The sequence below is a fragment of the Paenibacillus sp. FSL E2-0151 genome (assembly GCF_037993015.1).
Taxonomy (GTDB): Bacteria; Bacillota; Bacilli; order Paenibacillales; family Paenibacillaceae; genus Paenibacillus; species Paenibacillus amylolyticus.
In genome coordinates this window covers 6,573,409-6,591,932 of the sequence record NZ_CP150308.1, presented here as the reverse complement: position 1 = coordinate 6,591,932, position 18,524 = coordinate 6,573,409, and the positions used below count along the sequence as shown (strand labels likewise).

At 47.8% G+C, this 18,524-nt stretch carries 15 protein-coding genes; 10 read left to right on the top strand and 5 right to left on the bottom strand.

The window, feature by feature from the left end; all coding sequences use genetic code 11:
* Window positions 1-21: 21 nt before the first annotated feature.
* Window positions 22-1,488, top strand: coding sequence for a PLP-dependent aminotransferase family protein (locus MHI55_RS29205; RefSeq protein ID WP_340387922.1), 1,467 nt, complete (start codon window positions 22-24; stop codon window positions 1,486-1,488).
* A gap of 2 nt (window positions 1,489-1,490) precedes the next feature.
* Here the strand turns inward: MHI55_RS29205 and MHI55_RS29200 are convergent, their stop codons facing one another.
* Window positions 1,491-2,117 (bottom strand): TetR/AcrR family transcriptional regulator, encoded by a 627-nt coding sequence (locus MHI55_RS29200; RefSeq protein ID WP_076253712.1) that lies wholly within the window; start codon window positions 2,115-2,117, stop codon window positions 1,491-1,493.
* A 178-nt stretch (window positions 2,118-2,295) separates the two neighbouring features.
* Here MHI55_RS29200 and MHI55_RS29195 point away from each other — a divergent pair, with 178 nt between their 5' ends.
* Together MHI55_RS29195 and MHI55_RS29190 are read left to right on the top strand one after the other, a co-directional pair.
* Window positions 2,296-4,527 (top strand): MMPL family transporter, encoded by a 2,232-nt coding sequence (locus tag MHI55_RS29195; RefSeq protein WP_340387920.1) that lies wholly within the window; start codon window positions 2,296-2,298, stop codon window positions 4,525-4,527.
* Between the two features lie 269 nt (window positions 4,528-4,796).
* The gene (locus tag MHI55_RS29190; RefSeq protein ID WP_017691781.1) at window positions 4,797-5,750 is read left to right on the top strand and encodes a nucleoside hydrolase; all 954 of its coding nucleotides are present in this window, start codon (window positions 4,797-4,799) and stop codon (window positions 5,748-5,750) included.
* Window positions 5,751-5,900: 150 nt separating this feature from the next.
* On the opposite strand, the gene MHI55_RS29185 is transcribed toward MHI55_RS29190, so the two are convergent.
* From MHI55_RS29185 to MHI55_RS29175, 3 genes are all read right to left on the bottom strand, one after another.
* The gene (locus MHI55_RS29185; protein WP_340387918.1) at window positions 5,901-7,619 is read right to left on the bottom strand and encodes a methyl-accepting chemotaxis protein; all 1,719 of its coding nucleotides are present in this window, start codon (window positions 7,617-7,619) and stop codon (window positions 5,901-5,903) included.
* 273 nt (window positions 7,620-7,892) lie between these two features.
* Window positions 7,893-8,624, bottom strand: coding sequence for a DUF3105 domain-containing protein (locus MHI55_RS29180; protein WP_340387916.1), 732 nt, complete (start codon window positions 8,622-8,624; stop codon window positions 7,893-7,895).
* Window positions 8,625-8,961: 337 nt separating this feature from the next.
* Window positions 8,962-9,876, bottom strand: coding sequence for a hypothetical protein (locus tag MHI55_RS29175; protein WP_253503917.1), 915 nt, complete (start codon window positions 9,874-9,876; stop codon window positions 8,962-8,964).
* Window positions 9,877-10,251: 375 nt separating this feature from the next.
* Here MHI55_RS29175 and MHI55_RS29170 point away from each other — a divergent pair, with 375 nt between their 5' ends.
* From MHI55_RS29170 to MHI55_RS29140, 7 genes are all read left to right on the top strand, one after another.
* Entirely contained in the window at window positions 10,252-10,596 is a 345-nt protein-coding gene (locus tag MHI55_RS29170; protein ID WP_036612876.1) for a Na-translocating system protein MpsC family protein, read from the top strand.
* A gap of 450 nt (window positions 10,597-11,046) precedes the next feature.
* A complete protein-coding gene (locus tag MHI55_RS29165) occupies window positions 11,047-12,117 on the top strand; it encodes an ABC transporter substrate-binding protein (RefSeq protein WP_036613093.1) in 1,071 nt (356 codons plus the stop codon).
* A 93-nt stretch (window positions 12,118-12,210) separates the two neighbouring features.
* Window positions 12,211-13,149 (top strand): nucleoside hydrolase, encoded by a 939-nt coding sequence (locus MHI55_RS29160; protein ID WP_340387914.1) that lies wholly within the window; start codon window positions 12,211-12,213, stop codon window positions 13,147-13,149.
* A 281-nt stretch (window positions 13,150-13,430) separates the two neighbouring features.
* On the top strand, window positions 13,431-14,252 hold the full coding sequence (locus MHI55_RS29155) for an ABC transporter permease (RefSeq protein WP_036612869.1): 822 nt from the start codon (window positions 13,431-13,433) through the stop codon (window positions 14,250-14,252).
* Window positions 14,253-14,256: 4 nt separating this feature from the next.
* A complete protein-coding gene (locus tag MHI55_RS29150; protein WP_017691790.1) occupies window positions 14,257-15,048 on the top strand; it encodes an ABC transporter permease in 792 nt (263 codons plus the stop codon).
* A gap of 18 nt (window positions 15,049-15,066) precedes the next feature.
* On the top strand, window positions 15,067-16,125 hold the full coding sequence (locus tag MHI55_RS29145; RefSeq protein WP_036612866.1) for an ABC transporter ATP-binding protein: 1,059 nt from the start codon (window positions 15,067-15,069) through the stop codon (window positions 16,123-16,125).
* 176 nt (window positions 16,126-16,301) lie between these two features.
* On the top strand, window positions 16,302-18,041 hold the full coding sequence (locus MHI55_RS29140) for an adenine deaminase C-terminal domain-containing protein (protein WP_340387912.1): 1,740 nt from the start codon (window positions 16,302-16,304) through the stop codon (window positions 18,039-18,041).
* Window positions 18,042-18,222: 181 nt separating this feature from the next.
* On the opposite strand, the gene MHI55_RS29135 is transcribed toward MHI55_RS29140, so the two are convergent.
* Window positions 18,223-18,408: a hypothetical protein gene (locus MHI55_RS29135; RefSeq protein ID WP_076332428.1), complete on the bottom strand. Its 186-nt coding sequence runs from the start codon at window positions 18,406-18,408 to the stop codon at window positions 18,223-18,225.
* Window positions 18,409-18,524 lie beyond the last annotated feature (116 nt).

Sequence of the window (18,524 nt, the reverse complement as noted above, 5' to 3'; positions counted from 1 at the left end):
GCAGGACAGATGAGGTGCATCATGATGATTACATTACCGAAGCTAGACGAGAACGATAGTGCGCCAATCTATGTACAGCTCTCGGATCATATCAAAAGGGAAATCATTCACGGGGATTGGGCTGAACATAGCCGATTGCCTTCGGTGCGAAAACTTGCCGAGATGCTTGGAATAAGCACTACTCCGGTGGAATGGGCCTATCAGCAATTGATCGCCGAAGGATATATATACAGTCAGCCACGTCGTGGCTATCATGTTCGTGCCATGGTGGACAGCGATCATGCCATGCAGATTGGGCAAACAGATAAACAGACAGCCGGACAAGCTCCCGTGGCCCAAAAGACGTGGTCAGACCATCAGGCAATACGCCCTGCCCGAGCAGTTCAATATGATTTTCATATGTCACGCAATGATTTCAGCCTGTTTCCAATTGCCAAGTGGCACCAATATGTTAATCGAATCTGGCGGGAAGAAGCGAAGGAGTTGTTGTTCTATGGAGACCCTCAGGGAGAATGGGGACTACGATGTGAGATTGCTGTCTATCTTGCGCAGTTCAGGGGAGTCAGCTGTTCTCCAGAGCAGATTGTTGTGGGTGCTGAACAGCATCTGCTAATGTCTCTATTAGCACAGACCCTTCTTCACAAAGGAGAATCAACGCATTCCATCGGTGTAGAGAATCCTGGATACCGACTGTTACCTGGTACATTCCACAATTATGGTTATCGGGTTGTCCCGATCTCTCTGGATCCTGATGGCATAAACTTAACGGAGCTGGAACAGTCCGGGGTAAAATTGGCGGGTGTGTCACCCTCTCACCAATTTCCACTAGGTATGACCATGCCGATCACTCGCAGATTGGCGTTGCTCGAATGGGCGGAACGAATAAAGGCATACATTATCGAGGATGATTACGATGGAGAGTTCCGGTATCATGGAAGACCAATCCCATCAATGCAGGGGCTACGCGAGAGAAGTCGCGTAATCTATATGGGTGGTTTCTCGCAGGTGCTCGCACCTGCTCTTTGTATCCATTACATGGTGCTTCCGAGAGAATTAATGGATGATTTTCGCGAAATGTATCAGAATGTTCTATTCGAGCAATCAGCCTCCCGACTCCATCAGCGAACATTGGAGATGTTCATGCGTGAAGGAGAACTGGGCAAGCATATCCGTAAAATGCGTAATGTCTACAAACGAAAGCATGACCTGATCGTTCAGGCCATTCAGATGCATTTTGGAGATCGGGTTGAAATAAGGGGTCAACATTCCGGATTCCATCTGGTATTGCGAATGGTAACCAAACAGTCAGCCACAGAATTGGTAACCGCAGCGATAGAGGCAGGGATACAGATCAGTTCAACGGAATATTTGTGGGCGAACGGGAGCAGACCAGCAGACGGCAAAAGAGAGTTCATTATCGGTTTTGCCGGAATAGAGCTGGAACGCATTGACCCGGGTATTGCCGCATTGGCTAGAATCTGGAGCTAGCATCAGTTCCGTTTAACCGCTCCATCCAGAAACAGCGCCACCAGTTCCTGCGCAAGTTCCTCGATGCTGCCGCCATTCATGTTGCGTACATCTTCGCGGTTCGCGAGCATCAGCAGTGACGTAAATGCATGGGCAAGCAGCATAGGGTTCCCGACCCGCAAATAACCATTATCCATCTCCTTCTGAAAATGGGTAGCTAGTACTTCAAATATGCGAAGCTCTGCTTCCCGAATCTGAGCGAGCTGCTCCGTGTCCAGATGTTTCTCGGCTTCTCGCATCATGGTCTCCGTTTCAATATGGGAATGCTGCATCTTGGCTTCGGCAACCTTAACCAGTCGTTCTTGCAACGTACCAGGTTCATCCAGACGGAGCGAAGTCTGCTGCATGCCCATCGCCATCATGCGGGTGATGGCAACGGTGAACAGGTCGGCTTTGCTGGTGAAATGATAATAGATTGATGCTTTGGTCACATTACATAACGAAGCGATCTGCTGGAGAGAGACGGGTTCATACCCGTATTCCATAAACAGACGTGACGCGGTCATCAATATGTTGGTTTGAACAGATGCTTGATCCACAGCTGTTTTGGGTCTACCCGGTGAACGGGGAATGTTTGTTTTTTTGCTCATAAGTACATACCTCTTTACGTATTTAATTGCTTGTTAGAAGTGTTCACAAAATTAGGCATTGCAAAATTAACCTTCCGGTATATATAATTAACTCGATTATACTATGACCCGTGGTTCATTACTACACCATCATATATATTAGGGCTTCATAGAAACAGAATAGGGAGATGAAGAGACAATGCAGGAAGGTTCGGGTTACGGCCGCTGGGTTGCCGGCAAACGAAGCAAATGGATTACGCTGTTGGTATGGATCATTATCGCCGTTGTGCTTGGCATGGTATGGCCTGCTGTAGGTGATCGTGAAACCAATAACGCACAGGATCTGAGTGAATCTAAACCATCGGTTCAGGCAGCTGCACTTGCTGAGAAGGAATTCCCTGGTGGTGAGGGATTGCCCGCACTGATCGTATGGCGTCAAGCCGGCGGTCTGACGGATGAGCAGATTCAGAACATTCAGGCATTAACGGAGCGACTGGATCAAGATCCGGTAGAACAACAACAGTCCGTTGTGCCACTCTATCAATTGCCACCACAGGCATTGAAAGGCCAGCTTTCGGAAGATGGAAGTACTTTGGTTATGCCACTTTTCTTCAATGAAGGTGCCGATTCAGAACAATTGAAGGAAGCTATTGAAGCACTTGAGCAAAAAACACAAGACATCTTCGGGGCAAATCCGTTCGATGTAGCCATAGATGATACCAATACTCTGATTGCCCGTGTGACAGGGCCAGTAGGGATATCCATTGATGCGAGCGGGCTATTCTCCTCCGCCGATGTATCCTTGCTGATCGCTACGGTTTTACTGGTATTAGTACTGTTGCTGTTGATCTACCGCTCGCCGGTATTGGCGATTATCCCGATCATTGCCGTTGGATTCGCGTATATGGTGACAAGCCCCATTCTCGGATTCATGGCGGATCAGGGCTGGATTACGGTGGATGCACAGTCCATTTCGATCATGACCGTGTTGTTATTTGGAGCAGGAACGGATTACTGCCTGTTCATGATCTCCAGATACCGCCAGATTCTCTATCATGAGCCGGACAAAAAGAAAGCCATTTTCCAGGCAATTACCGGATCATCTGGCGCCATTGCCATGAGTGGATTCACGGTCGTTGCAGCACTACTGGTACTGTTGCTGGCTGAATACGGTGCATATCATCGCTTTGCCGTACCATTCAGTCTGTCCATCTTTATCATGTTTATTGCAAGTCTGACACTGGTTCCGGCGCTTCTGGCGATCTTCGGTCGGGGTTCATTCTATCCGTTCGTACCACGTACACATGAGATGGAAGTGGATCGTGCGAAGAAAAAAGGCAAACCGGCTCCTGCCCCGCGCAAAGTGAAGGAAAGCTGGATTGGCCGTGTTGTAGTAACAAAGCCATGGACCGTTCTTGCAATTACGTTGGTATTGCTGGGAGGACTGGCGGCATTCTCTACTCAGGTTAAATTCACGTATGATCTGTTGTCTTCCTTCCCGGAGGATGTGCCTTCCCGCGAAGGTTTCACCGTCATCGGTGAACAATTCTCCCAAGGTGAGCTGGCTCCAGTCAAAGTGATCGTTGATGCCGAAGGCAAAGAAACTGATCTGAAGCAGCGGCTCGAATCGCTGGATTACATTAGCAAAGTAGGCGATGCTCAGCAGGGTGCCGAGAATGCCAACATTACCGCCTTTGATGTGGAATTTAATCTGAATCCATATTCCATGGAGGCAATGCAGCATATTCCAGATCTGCGAGCTACTGCGGAACAGGCGCTTCAAGACGCTGGTGTAGCTAATGTGGACAGTCAGGTCTGGATCGATGGTCAGACGGCTGAACAGTATGACATTGAAGTAACCGGAGAACGGGATGCCAAGATCATTATTCCCGTGGTCATCGGCATGATTACTTTGTTATTACTATTATACCTGCGTTCAGTTGTAGCTACAGCGTATCTGATTGCAACGGTTGTTCTGTCGTATTTCTCTGCACTGGGTCTGGGTTGGATCATCATTCACTACGGACTTGGCGCAGATGCCATTCAGGGAGCGATTCCGCTGTATTCCTTCGTATTCCTCGTGGCACTGGGTGAAGACTACAACATCTTCATGATCTCTAGCATCTGGCAGAAACGCAAAACGATGCCACTTCGTCAAGCGATCAGAGAAGGTGTTGGCGAGACAAGCTCTGTTATTACATCTGCAGGTCTAATCTTGGCAGGAACGTTTGCGGTTCTTGCTACATTACCAATTCAGGTGTTGGTGCAGTTTGGTATTATCACAGCCGTTGGTGTGATGTTGGATACCTTCCTGGTTCGTCCGTTCATGGTACCGGCGATCACCGCATTGCTGGGTAAATGGGCCTTCTGGCCAGGAAAGTATGTGCCGATTGCAGAGAAGAATGAAGAGAAACAGAACCAGTCCATGTAATGCATGGAATGGGTGAGATGGACGGCGGGGCTTCAAGCCTGCTGTCCATTTCTTTGTTTTCCGAACGCTGATGACCTATACCAGTTGTCCTCCTGAGATGGAATGGTGGAACTGTAAAATATCCGCAGGATGAGGCGTGATCCTTGTTTTCTTTGCATGGGGAAGGTTTACGTAACCAAGGTTTATGGGACATAATAGAGAGAGCGTCGGCCTTGGGCAGACGGATGATCAACATCAATGGGACAACCAGGGGAAGGATGAAAGCAAGCATGACGAACCAACTTAATGTGTATTTTAACCATGACGGCGGCGTGGATGACCTCGTATCGCTGTTCATGCTTCTGCAAATGGACAATGTACATGTAACCGGCGTATCGGTTATTCCGGCAGACGGATATCTGGAGCCAGCAACAGATGCCAGCCGTAAAATTATCGATCGTTTCGGTACATATTCCGTAGAGGTATCCAAATCCAACTCCAGAGGGAAAAATCCATTTCCTGCGGCGTGGAGACTGCATTCCTTCTATGTAGATGCTCTTCCTGTACTGAACGAGTCCGGCAAAATGGAAGCTCCACTCTCTGCTGTTCCGGCACACCAGCATCTGATCGAGAAAGTGCGCAATACCGAAGGCAAAACGTTGCTCCTGTTCACAGGCCCACTGACAGACCTTGCGCGTGCACTGGACGAAGCACCAGACATTGAAGAGAAAATCGACAAGCTGGTATGGATGGGCGGTACATTTGAGCGTGGTAACGTAGAAGAACCTGAGCATGATGGCACAGCAGAGTGGAACGTATTCTGGGACCCGGAAGCCGCTTACCGCGTGTGGCAGAGCGGTATCCAGATCGATCTGGTTGCACTGGAAAGCACGAACAAAGTACCTCTGACTCCAGCCGTTCGTAACCGCTGGGCAGCAGAGCGTCGCTTCGAAGGCGTTGACTTCCTGGGTAACTGTTACGCAGGTTGTCCGCCACTGGTGTACAGTGAGACAAATTCCACATACTATCTGTGGGATGTGCTGACAACGGCTTCCGTTGGACGCGAGGACATCGTGAAGAAAAAAACCGTAAATTGTATTGTTATCCCGGATGGTCCTAGCCAAGGCCGCACGGTGGAGCAAGCAGACGGACGTCCAGTACAACTGGTGTATGATACCGATCCGGAAGCGTTCTTCACGTATATGACGGATTTGGGTAAAAAAGCTGCTCCGCAGCGCTACTAATTCAGGCAGCTGTAAGGCTTGCCAACATTAAAGGACAACAAAAAATAAAGCCGCAGGCAGTGGTCTGGGTATGGGGTTGAACCCCATGATCCCGTCCCTGCCGTGCGGCTTTTTGTTTTGGGCTGATTTATATAGTAATCTAGCTGCCCGCTATATTTTAAATCGACCAATCAATCCGTTCAGCTCACTGGACAATACCCGCAGCGATTCGGCGGATGCACTCATCTCATCCATGGATTGCAGTTGGCTTCCGGTAGCGTGCGATACCTTCTGGATGCTCGAAGAGGATTCGCGTGAGATATGTTCCATATCCTCCACAGAAGCGGATACTTCTTCTGCACTGGCAGACAGCTGCTCAGATGCTGCGGATACTTCGTGCAGACGTTCATTCATCGTCTCAATCCCGGTATGAATGGATGTGAATGAACGGCCTGCCTCCTGAACAACAGCGAGACCGGATTGGACTGCTGATGTGCTGGCAGACATATGTTCTGACAACAGGGCAGTCTGGCGTGTCATCTCGGCGATCAGTTCGGTTACATGCTGGGACGATTGCTCTGATTCCCCCGCAAGCTTGCGAACCTCTGAGGCAACCACCGCAAACCCGCTGCCATACTCTCCTGCACGAGCTGCTTCAATACTTGCATTAAGTGCGAGCAGATTGGTCTGTGAAGCGATGCCTTTCATCAGATGTGCTACCGACTCAATTTTACCTGAGTACTGCTCCAGCTGAGAGGTGGAGGCCACCATCTGCACATTTGCTTGATGAATTTTGTCCATGCTATCAATTGCCGTGTTGATGTTGGCTTGACCTTGCACCGCGTTATTGGTCGTTTCCTGTGATACATCCGCGACCATAGAAGAAGAATTCGCAATATGCTGCATGCTGCGTGTGATCTCTTCCATGGCTACCGTAACTTCGCCAGCACGAGCCACCTGTTCAGCAGCTCCACTGGCCGTATGATTGGTATGCTCGGCAATGCGCTGGCTGGCTTCAGCAGTCGACTGTGAATGTTTCGATACTCCTTCTGCAGCTTGTAGCAGAGAGTCGGAGCTTTGACGGATGCCCGTCATGACATCACGGGTACCTGTAACCAGATGTTTGAACTCGGAAGCGAGCTGTCCCACCTCGTCCTTGCGACTAAGTTCAACGTTGACGGTCAGATCGCCTTTTCCTACCTGGGTAATTAACTTCTTCAACTTCACCAATGGTCGGGTCAAGTAATGGGCGAATCCATACACCAGCAAGACACTCAGCAGAACAATAGCCAAGGCTGTCCAGATCATGGTCATACGGTTGCGGGACATCAGTTCATAGACCGCAGTGGAATCCAGATCCGCACCGACCAATCCTAGTACTTTCCCGTCAGCCCCATGGATCGGCACATATGCTGTAATGGTAGCGCCATATTCATCCTGTGTGAGTTCGCCCCGAATAGGCTCATTCTGTTCAAAAGCTTGCAGCATTCCTTCATAATGGGTCTCTTCTGCGGAACCGTAAGGGGAGAAGTCATCCTCTGCCACATCGGCAGCAGCCCCATCCACAACGTAGAAATATGTATTTGTTCCATTTTCTTCGCGTGTACCAAGGGTGTACAGATACTTGAGTCCATTGGCCTCGCGCAGCTGACTGAGCTGCTCACGCAATATGCCGTAATACGCTGTCTGGTCCTGTCCGGTACTGAGTGGTGCATACAGAGAGGTGTCAATTAATGCAGCTGCCCGTTCACCCACAGCCTGTGCCTGCATCCCCATGGATTGTTCGACCAGTTGGGCCGATGAACGGTACATGGTAATGCCAAGAACCGCACCCGCGGCTAGCATCAGACAGGAAAAAAATAAAAAGATCCTCATAAACAAACTGTTCATTGGTAAAAGTGTTCCCCCTTGATCTGTTGAATCAATCTTCTCTTTGTCTCTTTACTTGGTGTTTGTCGTTTTTCTTTGGTTCGTATGTATTGTATATCAAATATACAGTTTTCTACTTGAAATATCGGCATCCGGTCCATAAAGAATTAGCTCCCGAGTCAATTTGATCCGGGAGCTGGTTTTGTTTCAATCCTATATTGACCATGCTCATCATTGGAACACACCTCATTGTCACTACATAGAGGGGCTTCACATGACTGGGTGATTACGTCATTACATCGTTCCGCCGCCCTGGCGAACAGAGGCAGGAATCTTTTCAGGTCCCTGATTAATATATTTATTGATAAAAGTACCTACTTTGGCATCGTCGAATTGGTCGAGCTTCATCGTTTTGGTCCATGCGGTCACCACGACTTCACTGCCTTCGGGAATATCCTTGTTGGGTACAGCCAGAATACCTGCTCCGGCTTCGCGGAATTTAGCGAGGTATTTCAGATGCTCCTTCAAGTCATCGCTTGCGTTCTCACGATAATAGATGATGATATCCCCGTGCTCCAGATTGTGTACCAGGTAATTGTAGCCCGGGAAGTCGGTGTAAAATCCAAACTTGATATCATGCGGATTATGCGGCCCCGATGTTGGAATTGTCATCTCATACTGAATGGGGTCCTCCGTATGGTCTGCCCCATAATATTTATCGTCCGTCACGTCGATTGTCGCGTTGGACTTCAGATCGGCTACATTATATGTTTTACCTGCCCCTTGCATGAAGAACAGACCAAACGTAATAATCGACACTGCCATCATTACATGTGCAGCCAGCCGAAGGGATCGACTTTGTTTCTGGATGTTCGCCCGCTCTTTCTTTTTCATGTGGCCCAGGATTTTTCCCTGTGTGCGTGATGCCCAGATATAGGTGGCGATGGAGAACAGCAATACAATTACACCTACGATGAGCCACAGGTAGGAGGTACCTGCCTCGTGCTCCATTTGCATATGATTCATATGAGTCATGTCCATAGAGAGTTCCTCTGCTTTCTTTGTAAAATGAGTGATTAATACACTACATAATGTAGTGTTGGTGGCAGTGGTGAATCCACTCATTACGTAACGGGAGTTGCTAGTTCTGTGTTTGTTACGTAAATAAGAACATACCTGTTGCACTACACATTATAGTGTATGATACATGCTCGGCGCAACGCTGCCATAGAAAACCTAAAAAAGGCCTTCCCGGCATGAGCAAGGAAGGCCTTAATACAAATCTAATGAGATAAGAGCGATCGGAAGGTTGTTCTGTCATCGAAGTAACGAGTGTAAACAGCTTTATTCCAACTGATATAGTTTACAGACGTCCAAAAGGCGAAAGCATCAAGCGGATCAGCCCAATAACAATCTCACCCAACAATCGATACAGAATAAAGAATACGACCACATTGGCGATCAGCACGCTGTACATGCTGTCGATGGCTGCTTGGGTACGATTCAGTGGATATTGGAACAGCACCGCGTTCAGCGCAACAAAGATAATAATATACGAGACAGCAAGTAATGAGATCGCGATGGAATACGAGATGATAATAAATAGATTCGCCAGAACAAGGGATACGACAGCAGGAACAAGCAATGTACCGAACTGGGCAACCAGTGTTTTGGGACGGAAGGTTATTTTTTCAATCTTCAGAATAGCGTACATCAGTGCAATAGAGGCAATCAGGATAATGACGGTGAACAACAGCGGTCTTAAAAATCCACCAATGAACAAGCCGTCCATGCCTATGCGACTAAAGGTAATTAAGAAGTATGTAGAAGATAGAACTGCAATTAGCGCCATCGTTAGCCATCCGTTTAGGGAATGCTGGTCACCAACGGTTTTCATCGTCTGATAAGGACGGGCCAATACACTGAGGAAATAGGATAGATACTGTTTGCTTACTTCTTTGGCTTGCTGAACTTTCTCATTCTGCACAATATTATTCCACTGATTGGAGCTATTGTCTCCTGCAGAAGCATGGTCATTGGTACCTGTTGATTCTCTCGCCTGTTCCTTGTGAATGGAGACGGATGGTGTGTTGGATGGAACGGATGCCTGGGAAGAGGTAGCCTGCGTGCTGGACCAACGGGTATATTCGGGTTCGGAAGCAGCAGATTCCGAGTTCGGTACAGGAGTTGGTGATGAGGTTGTTTGCGTTAGATTAGAGCCGCACCTCTCGCAAAAATGGGCATCTCCATTTTCGTGATTACATACTGGACATTTCATGGTATGAGCCTCCAATTTCTAGAAAATAAAAACATGTCAACATTGTGTCTCATTTTAACGGTTAATGACGAAGTTTGTCTATGTTTCGCAGGAATTAGTACCCATTTAGGGAAAGTTGAAACAAAGGCCTCGAATCCTGTGTATGAAAACGGAGTATAGAAGCAACAATAGTATAGGAATGACATGCAGGCATATTAATGTAAATTCACTGTGGTTTAAGACGAATTGTTTTTGGCGGTTAATGTCTCATCGTTCGCTTTTATGTGTTATTATCATGTTAACTATATCTTTTGGGTTGCCTATGATCGTATATTTATGTATAATCAATCGTGTTAACACGTCGAATGTACGGTAGTAAGAGATGTGGGTGAGTTCATGGAACTACTGGACAGCAATGAGAGCAAGAAGAAGATGTGCCAGTATTATAACGAAATTTCGAAGGAACTGTTCGGATTTGGCACCACTCTCCTGAGAGTGACCATTGACCAGAATATTGTGACCTTCTACGCGAAGCACCGACGTTCACCGCGCTCTGACGCCCTGGAAGGGGAGGCCCCCGGCTTAAAGCTGGAAGTGGACTTCCGCATGTCTGTCTTATATAAGAAGAAATTCCGGGAGAAGCTCGAGCAACACATGGGTATGCCAATTGAAGCTATATTGCGGGATTATGATGCGTCCACTCAGTGGGCAATCACAAATGTGATTCTGGAACAGGCCTAAGGATGGATCGGCAGGATTGATTCTTGTTGATGTATGCAGAGGTTATGGCCCGGATTCAGGATTAGGTTCCGTACAAATTTCATATGATGGCGTCTGTCTTTGGATTGATTCTGAAGCAGAAACCGATGATGTACCGGCAGCGGGTGTCGCTTTCCTTTGTTTACGAAGAAAAGTGTTCTTGTTTATACAAGAGCACTTTTCTTTTTGTTTTTTAAGTCGAACTAACCCTGTATAACACATCATATTCTTCGAAAATCAGGAAGACCCTTCGATCGCTGTTATCCCCAGATTTCTTTTATTTCCTTTAAATAAGGGAGAAATCTTGTGATAAAGGCGAACACTTCGTTTCTCCAGGTTCTTTCTGTTTTCTACGTAAGATGTGTTATCAATTTAGTTCAACTTAATGGTTGGGTTGTTAAAACACATATATCAGGGGGAATCAGGATCATGATGAAAAAGTGGATTAGCGGTTTGGCAGCAGTGGCAATGACATCAGTATTACTTGCAGGTTGTGGCAGCAGCACGGATGATGCAACAGGCGGATCAGGCAGTGGGGGAACCGCAGCGAACAAATTGGTTATCTCCACTTGGGGCTTCTCCGAAGATTTCTTCAATGAAGAAGTATTTGGTCCATTCGAAAAAGAACATAATGTAGACATCGTGCTCGAAGTCGGCAATAACGCTGAACGTTTGAATAAAATTCGTCAAGGTACATCAAATGTCGATGTTATCTACCTGTCTGATTATTATGCACAACAAGGTATCGATGAAGGTTTGTTTGAGAAAATCGACCGCTCCAAAATTCCAAATGTAAATGACATTTATGATATTGCCAAAGCACCACTTGGTGAAGATTATGGCCCGGCCTACACGGTTGGACAGCTCGGTATCGCTTATAACCCGGATCTCGTATCCAAAGAAGTGACTTCATGGAGTGACCTGTGGGACCCGGCGTTCGAAGGTAACCTGACCATCCCGAATATTACGGCAACAGCAGGCCCAATGGTTGTGGATGCAGCTTCCCGTGTAGCCGGTAACGATACGTTTAATGAAGATGCGGCATTTGCTGAACTGAAAAAACTGAGCGGCAATGTGGTGAAATTCTATAGCCAAACGTCCGAGTTTGTGAACATGTTCTCCCAAGAAGAAATTGCGGGCGGACCAATCATGGAAATGTATTTCAAAGATCTGAAAGCAGCCGTGCCTAATGCAAAGTTTGTTACACCTAGCGAAGGTGCATATGCCGTGATGAACACAATCAATGTCGTGAAGGGCAGCAAAAACAAAGAGCTCGCTGAAGAGTTCATCAACTGGCAGCTCAGCCAGGATGTACAAGCAAAATCTGCCAAAGCCAAAGTCGATTCCCCTGTTAACACAAAGGTTGAACTGACTGCTGAAGAAGCAGAAGGCGTAACATATGGCGCTGAAGTTGTTGAGAAGCTGAACAAGCTGGATATGGAATTCGTGAATCAACAAGTTAAAGGTTGGACAGATCGTTGGAACCGTGAGATTGCACAATAAACAAGTAACCGACTAAATAGTTATCTTTGGTCAACATGTTCAACTTATCATTTGCAGCAAGCAACCATATCACCGCATAGGAGTTGAGAACGGATGAGTGGAGCGCAAAATCGCATCATTCTGGACGTGGACACGGGGATTGACGATGCACTGGCGATTTTGCTGGCCGTCAAAAGTCGGAAGTTGGACATTCTCGGCATCACCACAGTCTGTGGGAACGTATCACTCCAGCAGGCAACAGAGAATACGTGCAAAATTCTTGAACTCGCGGGTGCACCAACGATCCCGGTCTTTGCCGGAGCAGCTGGACCGCTCACTCGCAAGTCTCATTATGAACACCGGGTACATGGACAGGATGGATTGGGCGGTGCGCTGCCTGATCCGGCCGTGTCCAAGAAAGCCGAGGAAGGTTTTGCGCCAGACTTTATCGTGGAGCAAGCCAAGTTGTATCCCGGCGAACTGACCCTGATCATGACCGCACCCTTAACTAACCTGGCACTCGCGCTGATGAAGTGTCCTGAATTGCCTTCTTTATTGAAGGAAGTCATCTTCATGGGTGGCGTAGTTCGTGGACATGGCAACATTACACCAACCGCCGAGTACAACACATACGCTGATCCAGAGGCCGCACGCATCGTACTGCACGCAGGCATCGAGAAGCTTACCCAAGTCGGATTGGATGTGACGCGTCAAACATTGCTGAATGAAGCAACGATTGAGCGTCTCACTGATCCTGCACTGCGCGCATACGTTGCTCAAAGCACGGAGATTTACATCAACCGTTACGAACAAATGAACGGGGTCCGCGCTTGCGCTTTACATGATCCACTAGCCGTGGGCGTAGTTCTTGCCCCTGAACTGGTAGGACGCAAATCCTATTACGTCGATGTCGAAACCGCCAGCCGCCTGTGCGATGGCCAGATGGTATGTGACTTCCAAAACCGTTTGGGTGAGCAGCCCAACACCCTCGTCTGCGAAACCGTAGACGCAGAAAGCTTCCTTGAACTGTTTATCAACGCGTTAAACGCGTAGCTATGATCTTCACGGCATTGGGGTTCAGTCTAAAATCAATCCTTACGTAATCAGCTGGTAGTGTAGGGGACGAAATCGATTCTGAAGAAGCGAAGCGTTCGCCTTTATCCTTGGATTTTTCCTTCTATTAAGAAGGAGATCAAGAAAATCCAAGGATAACAGCGATCGTAAGAACGATTCGTAACCGGAACGGCTGGTGCGCTAAACATGGACGTTTATTTTTGAAATGTGCGCCAGTGAAACGTGTGAATAAAACCATTTTACAAGTCAGGAGTATCGCGATGAAGAAATCAGTAATCTACTGGCTATTGCTGCCGGGATTCGTGTTTTTGGCGGCATTTATGATCATTCCGATTGTCCTGACGATCGGGTCGACGTTTTTCCAAGAAAACTCCTTCACGTTTGAAGGATACATGCATTTTTTCAGAGACCCATACTTTTTGAAAATATTGCTTACGACGCTGCAAGTCAGCGTGGTCACTACCATCGTCTGTGTGGTGCTCGGATTCCCGACAGCTTATTATATCTCGCAGAAAGCGCCGCGCCGCAAAGGTATTTTGCTGGCACTGGCGATCTTCCCACTGCTGACGAGCCCGGTCGTGCGTTCGTTTAGCTGGATGATCATTCTTGGACGCAAAGGGTTGATCAATAACACCCTTGTTGGTCTGGGTATCGTGGACAAGCCGCTGGATATTCTGTATACACCAGCAGCGATGATGATTGGTCTGACGCATCTGTTCCTGCCACTGATGATTATCTCTCTGGTGGGCGTGCTGGAGAACATTGACGGTGACCTGCTCAAAGCAGCACAAAGTCTGGGTGCATCGCGCATTACGGCATTCCGCCGGGTCGTGTTCCCGCTGGCTGTGCCAGGACTTGTGATCGGAGCCGTGCTTGTCTTTGTCGGAAGCCTGACGGCGTATACCACACCTGCCCTCCTTGGAGGCAAGCAACGTGTAATTGCTACGTTCCTGTATCAAAACGCCATGACCCTCAACGACTGGTATCTGGCCTCGGTTGTTGCCGCGATTATGATTGTGATTACATTTGTCGTGGTTGGTGTCATGAACAAAATGGCCAAAACTTTAAATCCGAAGGGGTAGACATATGCGGGAGAAACATATCGGGCTGGGCCTGTTCAGTCTGCTGGTCTTTATCTTTCTGCTGGGCCCGCTTCTGATCATATCGGTCACTTCGTTTGAACCGGGAACGGTACTCAAATTTCCGCCGGAAGGGTTCTCCTTCCGCTGGTATGAGAATATTTTCAACACAGGCGGATTCCTCCGCACATTCCAGACGTCCATCATCATTTCCTTACTGGGAAACTTGTTGGCGCTGGTGCTTGGAGTACCGGCTGCGTATGCACTTAGTCGTTACGATTTCAAAGGCAAGTCCGTGCTGAACGCACTGTTCCTGTCCCCGGTACTGATCCCGGGAATCGTGCTTGGTTTTACATTGATGAAATACCTGATCGTAATTTACCATCTGCCGATGTACCTTGGACTGTTGATTGGTCATACGATTATCATGCTTCCATTTATCATTCGGGTTATCGCGTCGAGTTTGTCGAGCTTTGACTTTGCAGTGGAAGAAGCTGCGCTGAGTCTTGGTGCGGGACGGGTAAGAACGTTCTTCACGATCGTGCTTCCTAACATCCGCTCAGGAATTATCGCTGCCGTGCTGATTGCCTTCCTGGAGTCCTTCAACAACGTGGACATCTCGGTGTTCATGACCGGACCAGGGGTAAGCACATTACCGATCCAGATGCTGACGTATGTGGAGAATTATTTTGACCCAACGATTGCAGCGATTTCCGTGCTATTGATGGTACTGACCGGACTCTTAATGTTCGTGATCGAACGGATCATGGGCGGATTTTCATACTTTACTAAACGTTAATTGGAGGCGCAGAACGCTATGGCATTGCTGACATTAGACCACGTATCCGTGGCATACGATAAGCAGACAATCCTGAAGGATTTTCAGTTGGAGCTGGAAAAAGGTAAACTGCTCTCCCTGCTCGGACCGAGCGGTTGCGGCAAAACAACTACGCTGCGCCTCATCGCCGGATTTCTGGAAGCATCACAGGGCAAGTTTATGTTCGGCGGCAAGGATTATACGAAGGTTCCGGCGAACAAGCGGAACTTCGGATTTGTATTTCAGAGTTATGCGTTATTCCCGCATCTATCTGTCTATGACAACGTGGCCTTTGGCCTGCGGATGCGCAAGGTGAAAGACAAGGATATCTCTTCCCGTGTGATGCGAATCCTGGAAGTCGTTAACCTGAATGGATTTGAGAAACGTTTTCCACAAGAACTGTCCGGTGGACAGCGTCAACGTGTGGCGATTGCCCGCGCATTGGTGATTGAGCCTGACCTGCTTTTGTTCGACGAACCACTAAGTAACCTGGATGCCAACCTGAGACTCAACATGCGGGTGGAGATTCGCCGGATTCAGCAAGAGCTGGGCATTACAACACTGTATGTCTCACATGACCAGGAAGAGTGTTTCTCGATCTCGGATCAGGTAGCGATTATGAACAAAGGCGTGGTCGAGCAGCTCGACCGCCCGGAAACCATTTTCAAATATCCGGCAACGGAGTTTGTAGCACGATTCATCGGGTTCCATAATTTCATTGAATTCGCGGAGCGTAGTGATGCTGGTGAATTAATTACATTGAGCGCAGGTGGACGTACGTTTACAGCAACCGCACATCCTGGAACAGCACGTCCTGGTGCACGTAAAGGCGCGATTCGCCCGGATGATTTGATTGTCAGTGGAGATACCTCTGCGGATGTGGTGAACGCCTTGCCGGGGATTATCAAGGTCAGCACGTATCTGGGACGCAGTTATCAGTATGTAATCGAGACGGAACTGGGTGACTTTACAGCAAATCAGGAGATGGAAACACCATACCTTAGCGGGCAACGTGTTAGCCTGATCTTCCCACAGGACAAGCTTGTACTGGTGGAGTAGTCGTGAATGTAAGGAACAGTATTAAGAAATAAGAGCAACAAAGAAGGCATTTCATGCGATGATTCCCGGACGATGGCAGCGGTGCGCAGTCATGTGCAGTACAGCAGATTAAAGTGCAGGTTCATTGTCCGGTTCGCATCGTGGTGAAATGCTTGTGAAGAAGGAGATTATGCCCCATGCGTGCAGATCAACTAATTGTAAATGTACATGTGTATAACAGTTATTATAAACGGTTTGAAATGAACAACGTTGCTGTGTTGGGCGGCAGATTCCTGTATGTTGGACCCGGTGGACCTGAGTTGATTCAGGCAGACGAAGTCATTGATGCGCGGGGAAGATACATGATTCCTGGCTTGATCGATATCCATCTGCATATCGAAAGTACGATGGTGACACCGGAAACCTTTTCCCATGGTCTGATTGGCTGCGGGGTAACGTCCATTGTCGCAGAACCGCATGAGATGGCGAATGTGTTCGGGCTGGAGGGTGTGCAGGAGATGATGGCTGTGAGTCGGGAGACGACAGTAGATATGTTCTATGCGATCCCGAGTTCCGTTCCGGCAACCCCGATGGAGACAACAGGCGGTTCGATTGAAATCGAAGATATGGACGTGCTGCTTGCCACTGGCGAGATCATCTGTCTGGGCGAGATCATGAACTATGTCGATGTCATCCGTGATCCGGAGTGCAAGACAAACCAGATTTTACAGCATATTCGCAAAAACTATCCCGATCTGGTGATCGAAGGACATACACCGAAACTGCTTGGACTTGATCTGCATCGACTGATCTACGCAGGTATTGATTCCGATCATACTCATCAGAGCATTGAGGGATTACAGGCGCGGATTGCGGCAGGTATGTTTATTGAAATTCAAGAGAAATCAATGACCCCGGAAGTCATGGAGTATCTGATTCAACATGATGTGGCGCAGCATTTCTGCTTTGTAACGGATGATGTGATGCCGGATTCACTGGTGGAGCGTGGTCATCTGGATCATATCGTACGTAAAGCTATTCAGATGGGGATGCGTCCGGAAGACGCGATTTATGCAGCAACATCAACCCCTGCTTCCCGGATGAAAATGACCGATCGTGGCAGCGTGGCCCCGGGCAAAGTAGCCGATTATGTGTTGTTATCTAACCTGGAGGAGCTCGCTATTGATCAGGTGTACAAAAACGGCCGCAAAGCTTATGACGATTACGAACCGTATAAGCAGGAACGCATAACCGGGCAGTTCCCACCTCACTTCTATAAGAGTGTACAGTTGGAGAAGCTGGGCGTAACAGATTTTGCAATTCAGTTGTCAGACCCAAAAGTCAGTGGATCAGGTGTTGAACTTGCTGGTGAAGGTGAATACCAATGCCGTGTCATGATGGTGAAGGATGGTTCTACTTTTGTGGAAGAACATATTGCACCGATTCAGTCTGCGGATGGCGAATTGTTATGGGAAGAAAGCGGATATGCGCAAATCGCGACCTTTGAACGTTATGGTGTGAACGGCAATCATGCACATGGTCTGATCGGTGGAGACACCATCAAGCGTGGTGCTATTGCAACGACATATTCACACGACAATCACAACCTGCTGGTTGTAGGACGTAATCGTGAAGATATGATATTGGCAGCTAACACAGTGATTTCGAGCCAGGGTGGGTTCTGTGTGGTGGAAGACGGCAAGGTGTTGTCCCATCTGGAACTTCCCGTAGGTGGAATTTTGACGGAGGAACCACTTGCAGTGGTATCCCATCAAGTGAAGGAACTGAGAGCAGCGATGTTGTCTCTTGGGTACGTGCATTACAATCCGATCATGTCGATTAGCACGCACTCCCTTGCGGTAAGTCCCGCGCTGAAGATTACGGACTATGGCCTGATTGATGTGAATGCAGGTAAGGTTGTATCGTTAATTGTTTAAGTTTGATAGACACATCTGGTGATCTGCTTGCGATGATCCCTTAGATTATTCGTTGTTATAACGTTTGTGTGTTTTATAAAAAAAAGAAGCCCCAGTTCACTCAGGTGAGCCGGGGCTTCTTTTTCACGGATTCATATTCGTATTATCATGTTCGTGTAATTATATATAATCCGAACCCCGCTTATTTTAATTTCTCTGGATTTTTCACCTTAATGGAGACCACTTCCCCGCAATCCAAACAAACGGTATATACTCTTTCCGAACCAATTGACAATTTCTTATCCAATGGACGAAGATTGATGAAGTCTGATGCCTGTACGAAAGACGTGCTTCCACAATCGGTGCATTTCTTTACAGAAGTACTCATATTTTCATTCCACCTTTTTATCATTTTGGATGTGCTCTTTAATAAATTATATTCCAGTAACTGGGATGAGGCAATCACTGATTGTCCACGGCTAATATTTGAGCAAGGCTATGTAA

Bases quoted from the DNA above. Each gene is read 5' to 3' on its own strand.
- MHI55_RS29205 (WP_340387922.1), top strand. From the start codon at position 22: ATGATGATTACATTACCGAAGCTAGACGAGAACGATAGTGCGCCAATC.
- MHI55_RS29175 (WP_253503917.1), bottom strand. From the start codon at position 9,876: ATGAAATGTCCAGTATGTAATCACGAAAATGGAGATGCCCATTTTTGC.
- MHI55_RS29145 (WP_036612866.1), top strand. From the start codon at position 15,067: ATGGCATTGCTGACATTAGACCACGTATCCGTGGCATACGATAAGCAG.
- MHI55_RS29135 (WP_076332428.1), bottom strand. From the start codon at position 18,408: ATGAGTACTTCTGTAAAGAAATGCACCGATTGTGGAAGCACGTCTTTC.
- MHI55_RS29140 (WP_340387912.1), top strand. From the start codon at position 16,302: ATGCGTGCAGATCAACTAATTGTAAATGTACATGTGTATAACAGTTAT.
- MHI55_RS29165 (WP_036613093.1), top strand. From the start codon at position 11,047: ATGAAAAAGTGGATTAGCGGTTTGGCAGCAGTGGCAATGACATCAGTA.
- MHI55_RS29170 (WP_036612876.1), top strand. From the start codon at position 10,252: ATGGAACTACTGGACAGCAATGAGAGCAAGAAGAAGATGTGCCAGTAT.
- MHI55_RS29155 (WP_036612869.1), top strand. From the start codon at position 13,431: ATGAAGAAATCAGTAATCTACTGGCTATTGCTGCCGGGATTCGTGTTT.
- MHI55_RS29195 (WP_340387920.1), top strand. From the start codon at position 2,296: ATGCAGGAAGGTTCGGGTTACGGCCGCTGGGTTGCCGGCAAACGAAGC.
- MHI55_RS29185 (WP_340387918.1), bottom strand. From the start codon at position 7,619: ATGAACAGTTTGTTTATGAGGATCTTTTTATTTTTTTCCTGTCTGATG.
- MHI55_RS29180 (WP_340387916.1), bottom strand. From the start codon at position 8,624: ATGAATCATATGCAAATGGAGCACGAGGCAGGTACCTCCTACCTGTGG.
- MHI55_RS29200 (WP_076253712.1), bottom strand. From the start codon at position 2,117: ATGAGCAAAAAAACAAACATTCCCCGTTCACCGGGTAGACCCAAAACA.
- MHI55_RS29160 (WP_340387914.1), top strand. From the start codon at position 12,211: ATGAGTGGAGCGCAAAATCGCATCATTCTGGACGTGGACACGGGGATT.
- MHI55_RS29190 (WP_017691781.1), top strand. From the start codon at position 4,797: ATGACGAACCAACTTAATGTGTATTTTAACCATGACGGCGGCGTGGAT.
- MHI55_RS29150 (WP_017691790.1), top strand. From the start codon at position 14,257: ATGCGGGAGAAACATATCGGGCTGGGCCTGTTCAGTCTGCTGGTCTTT.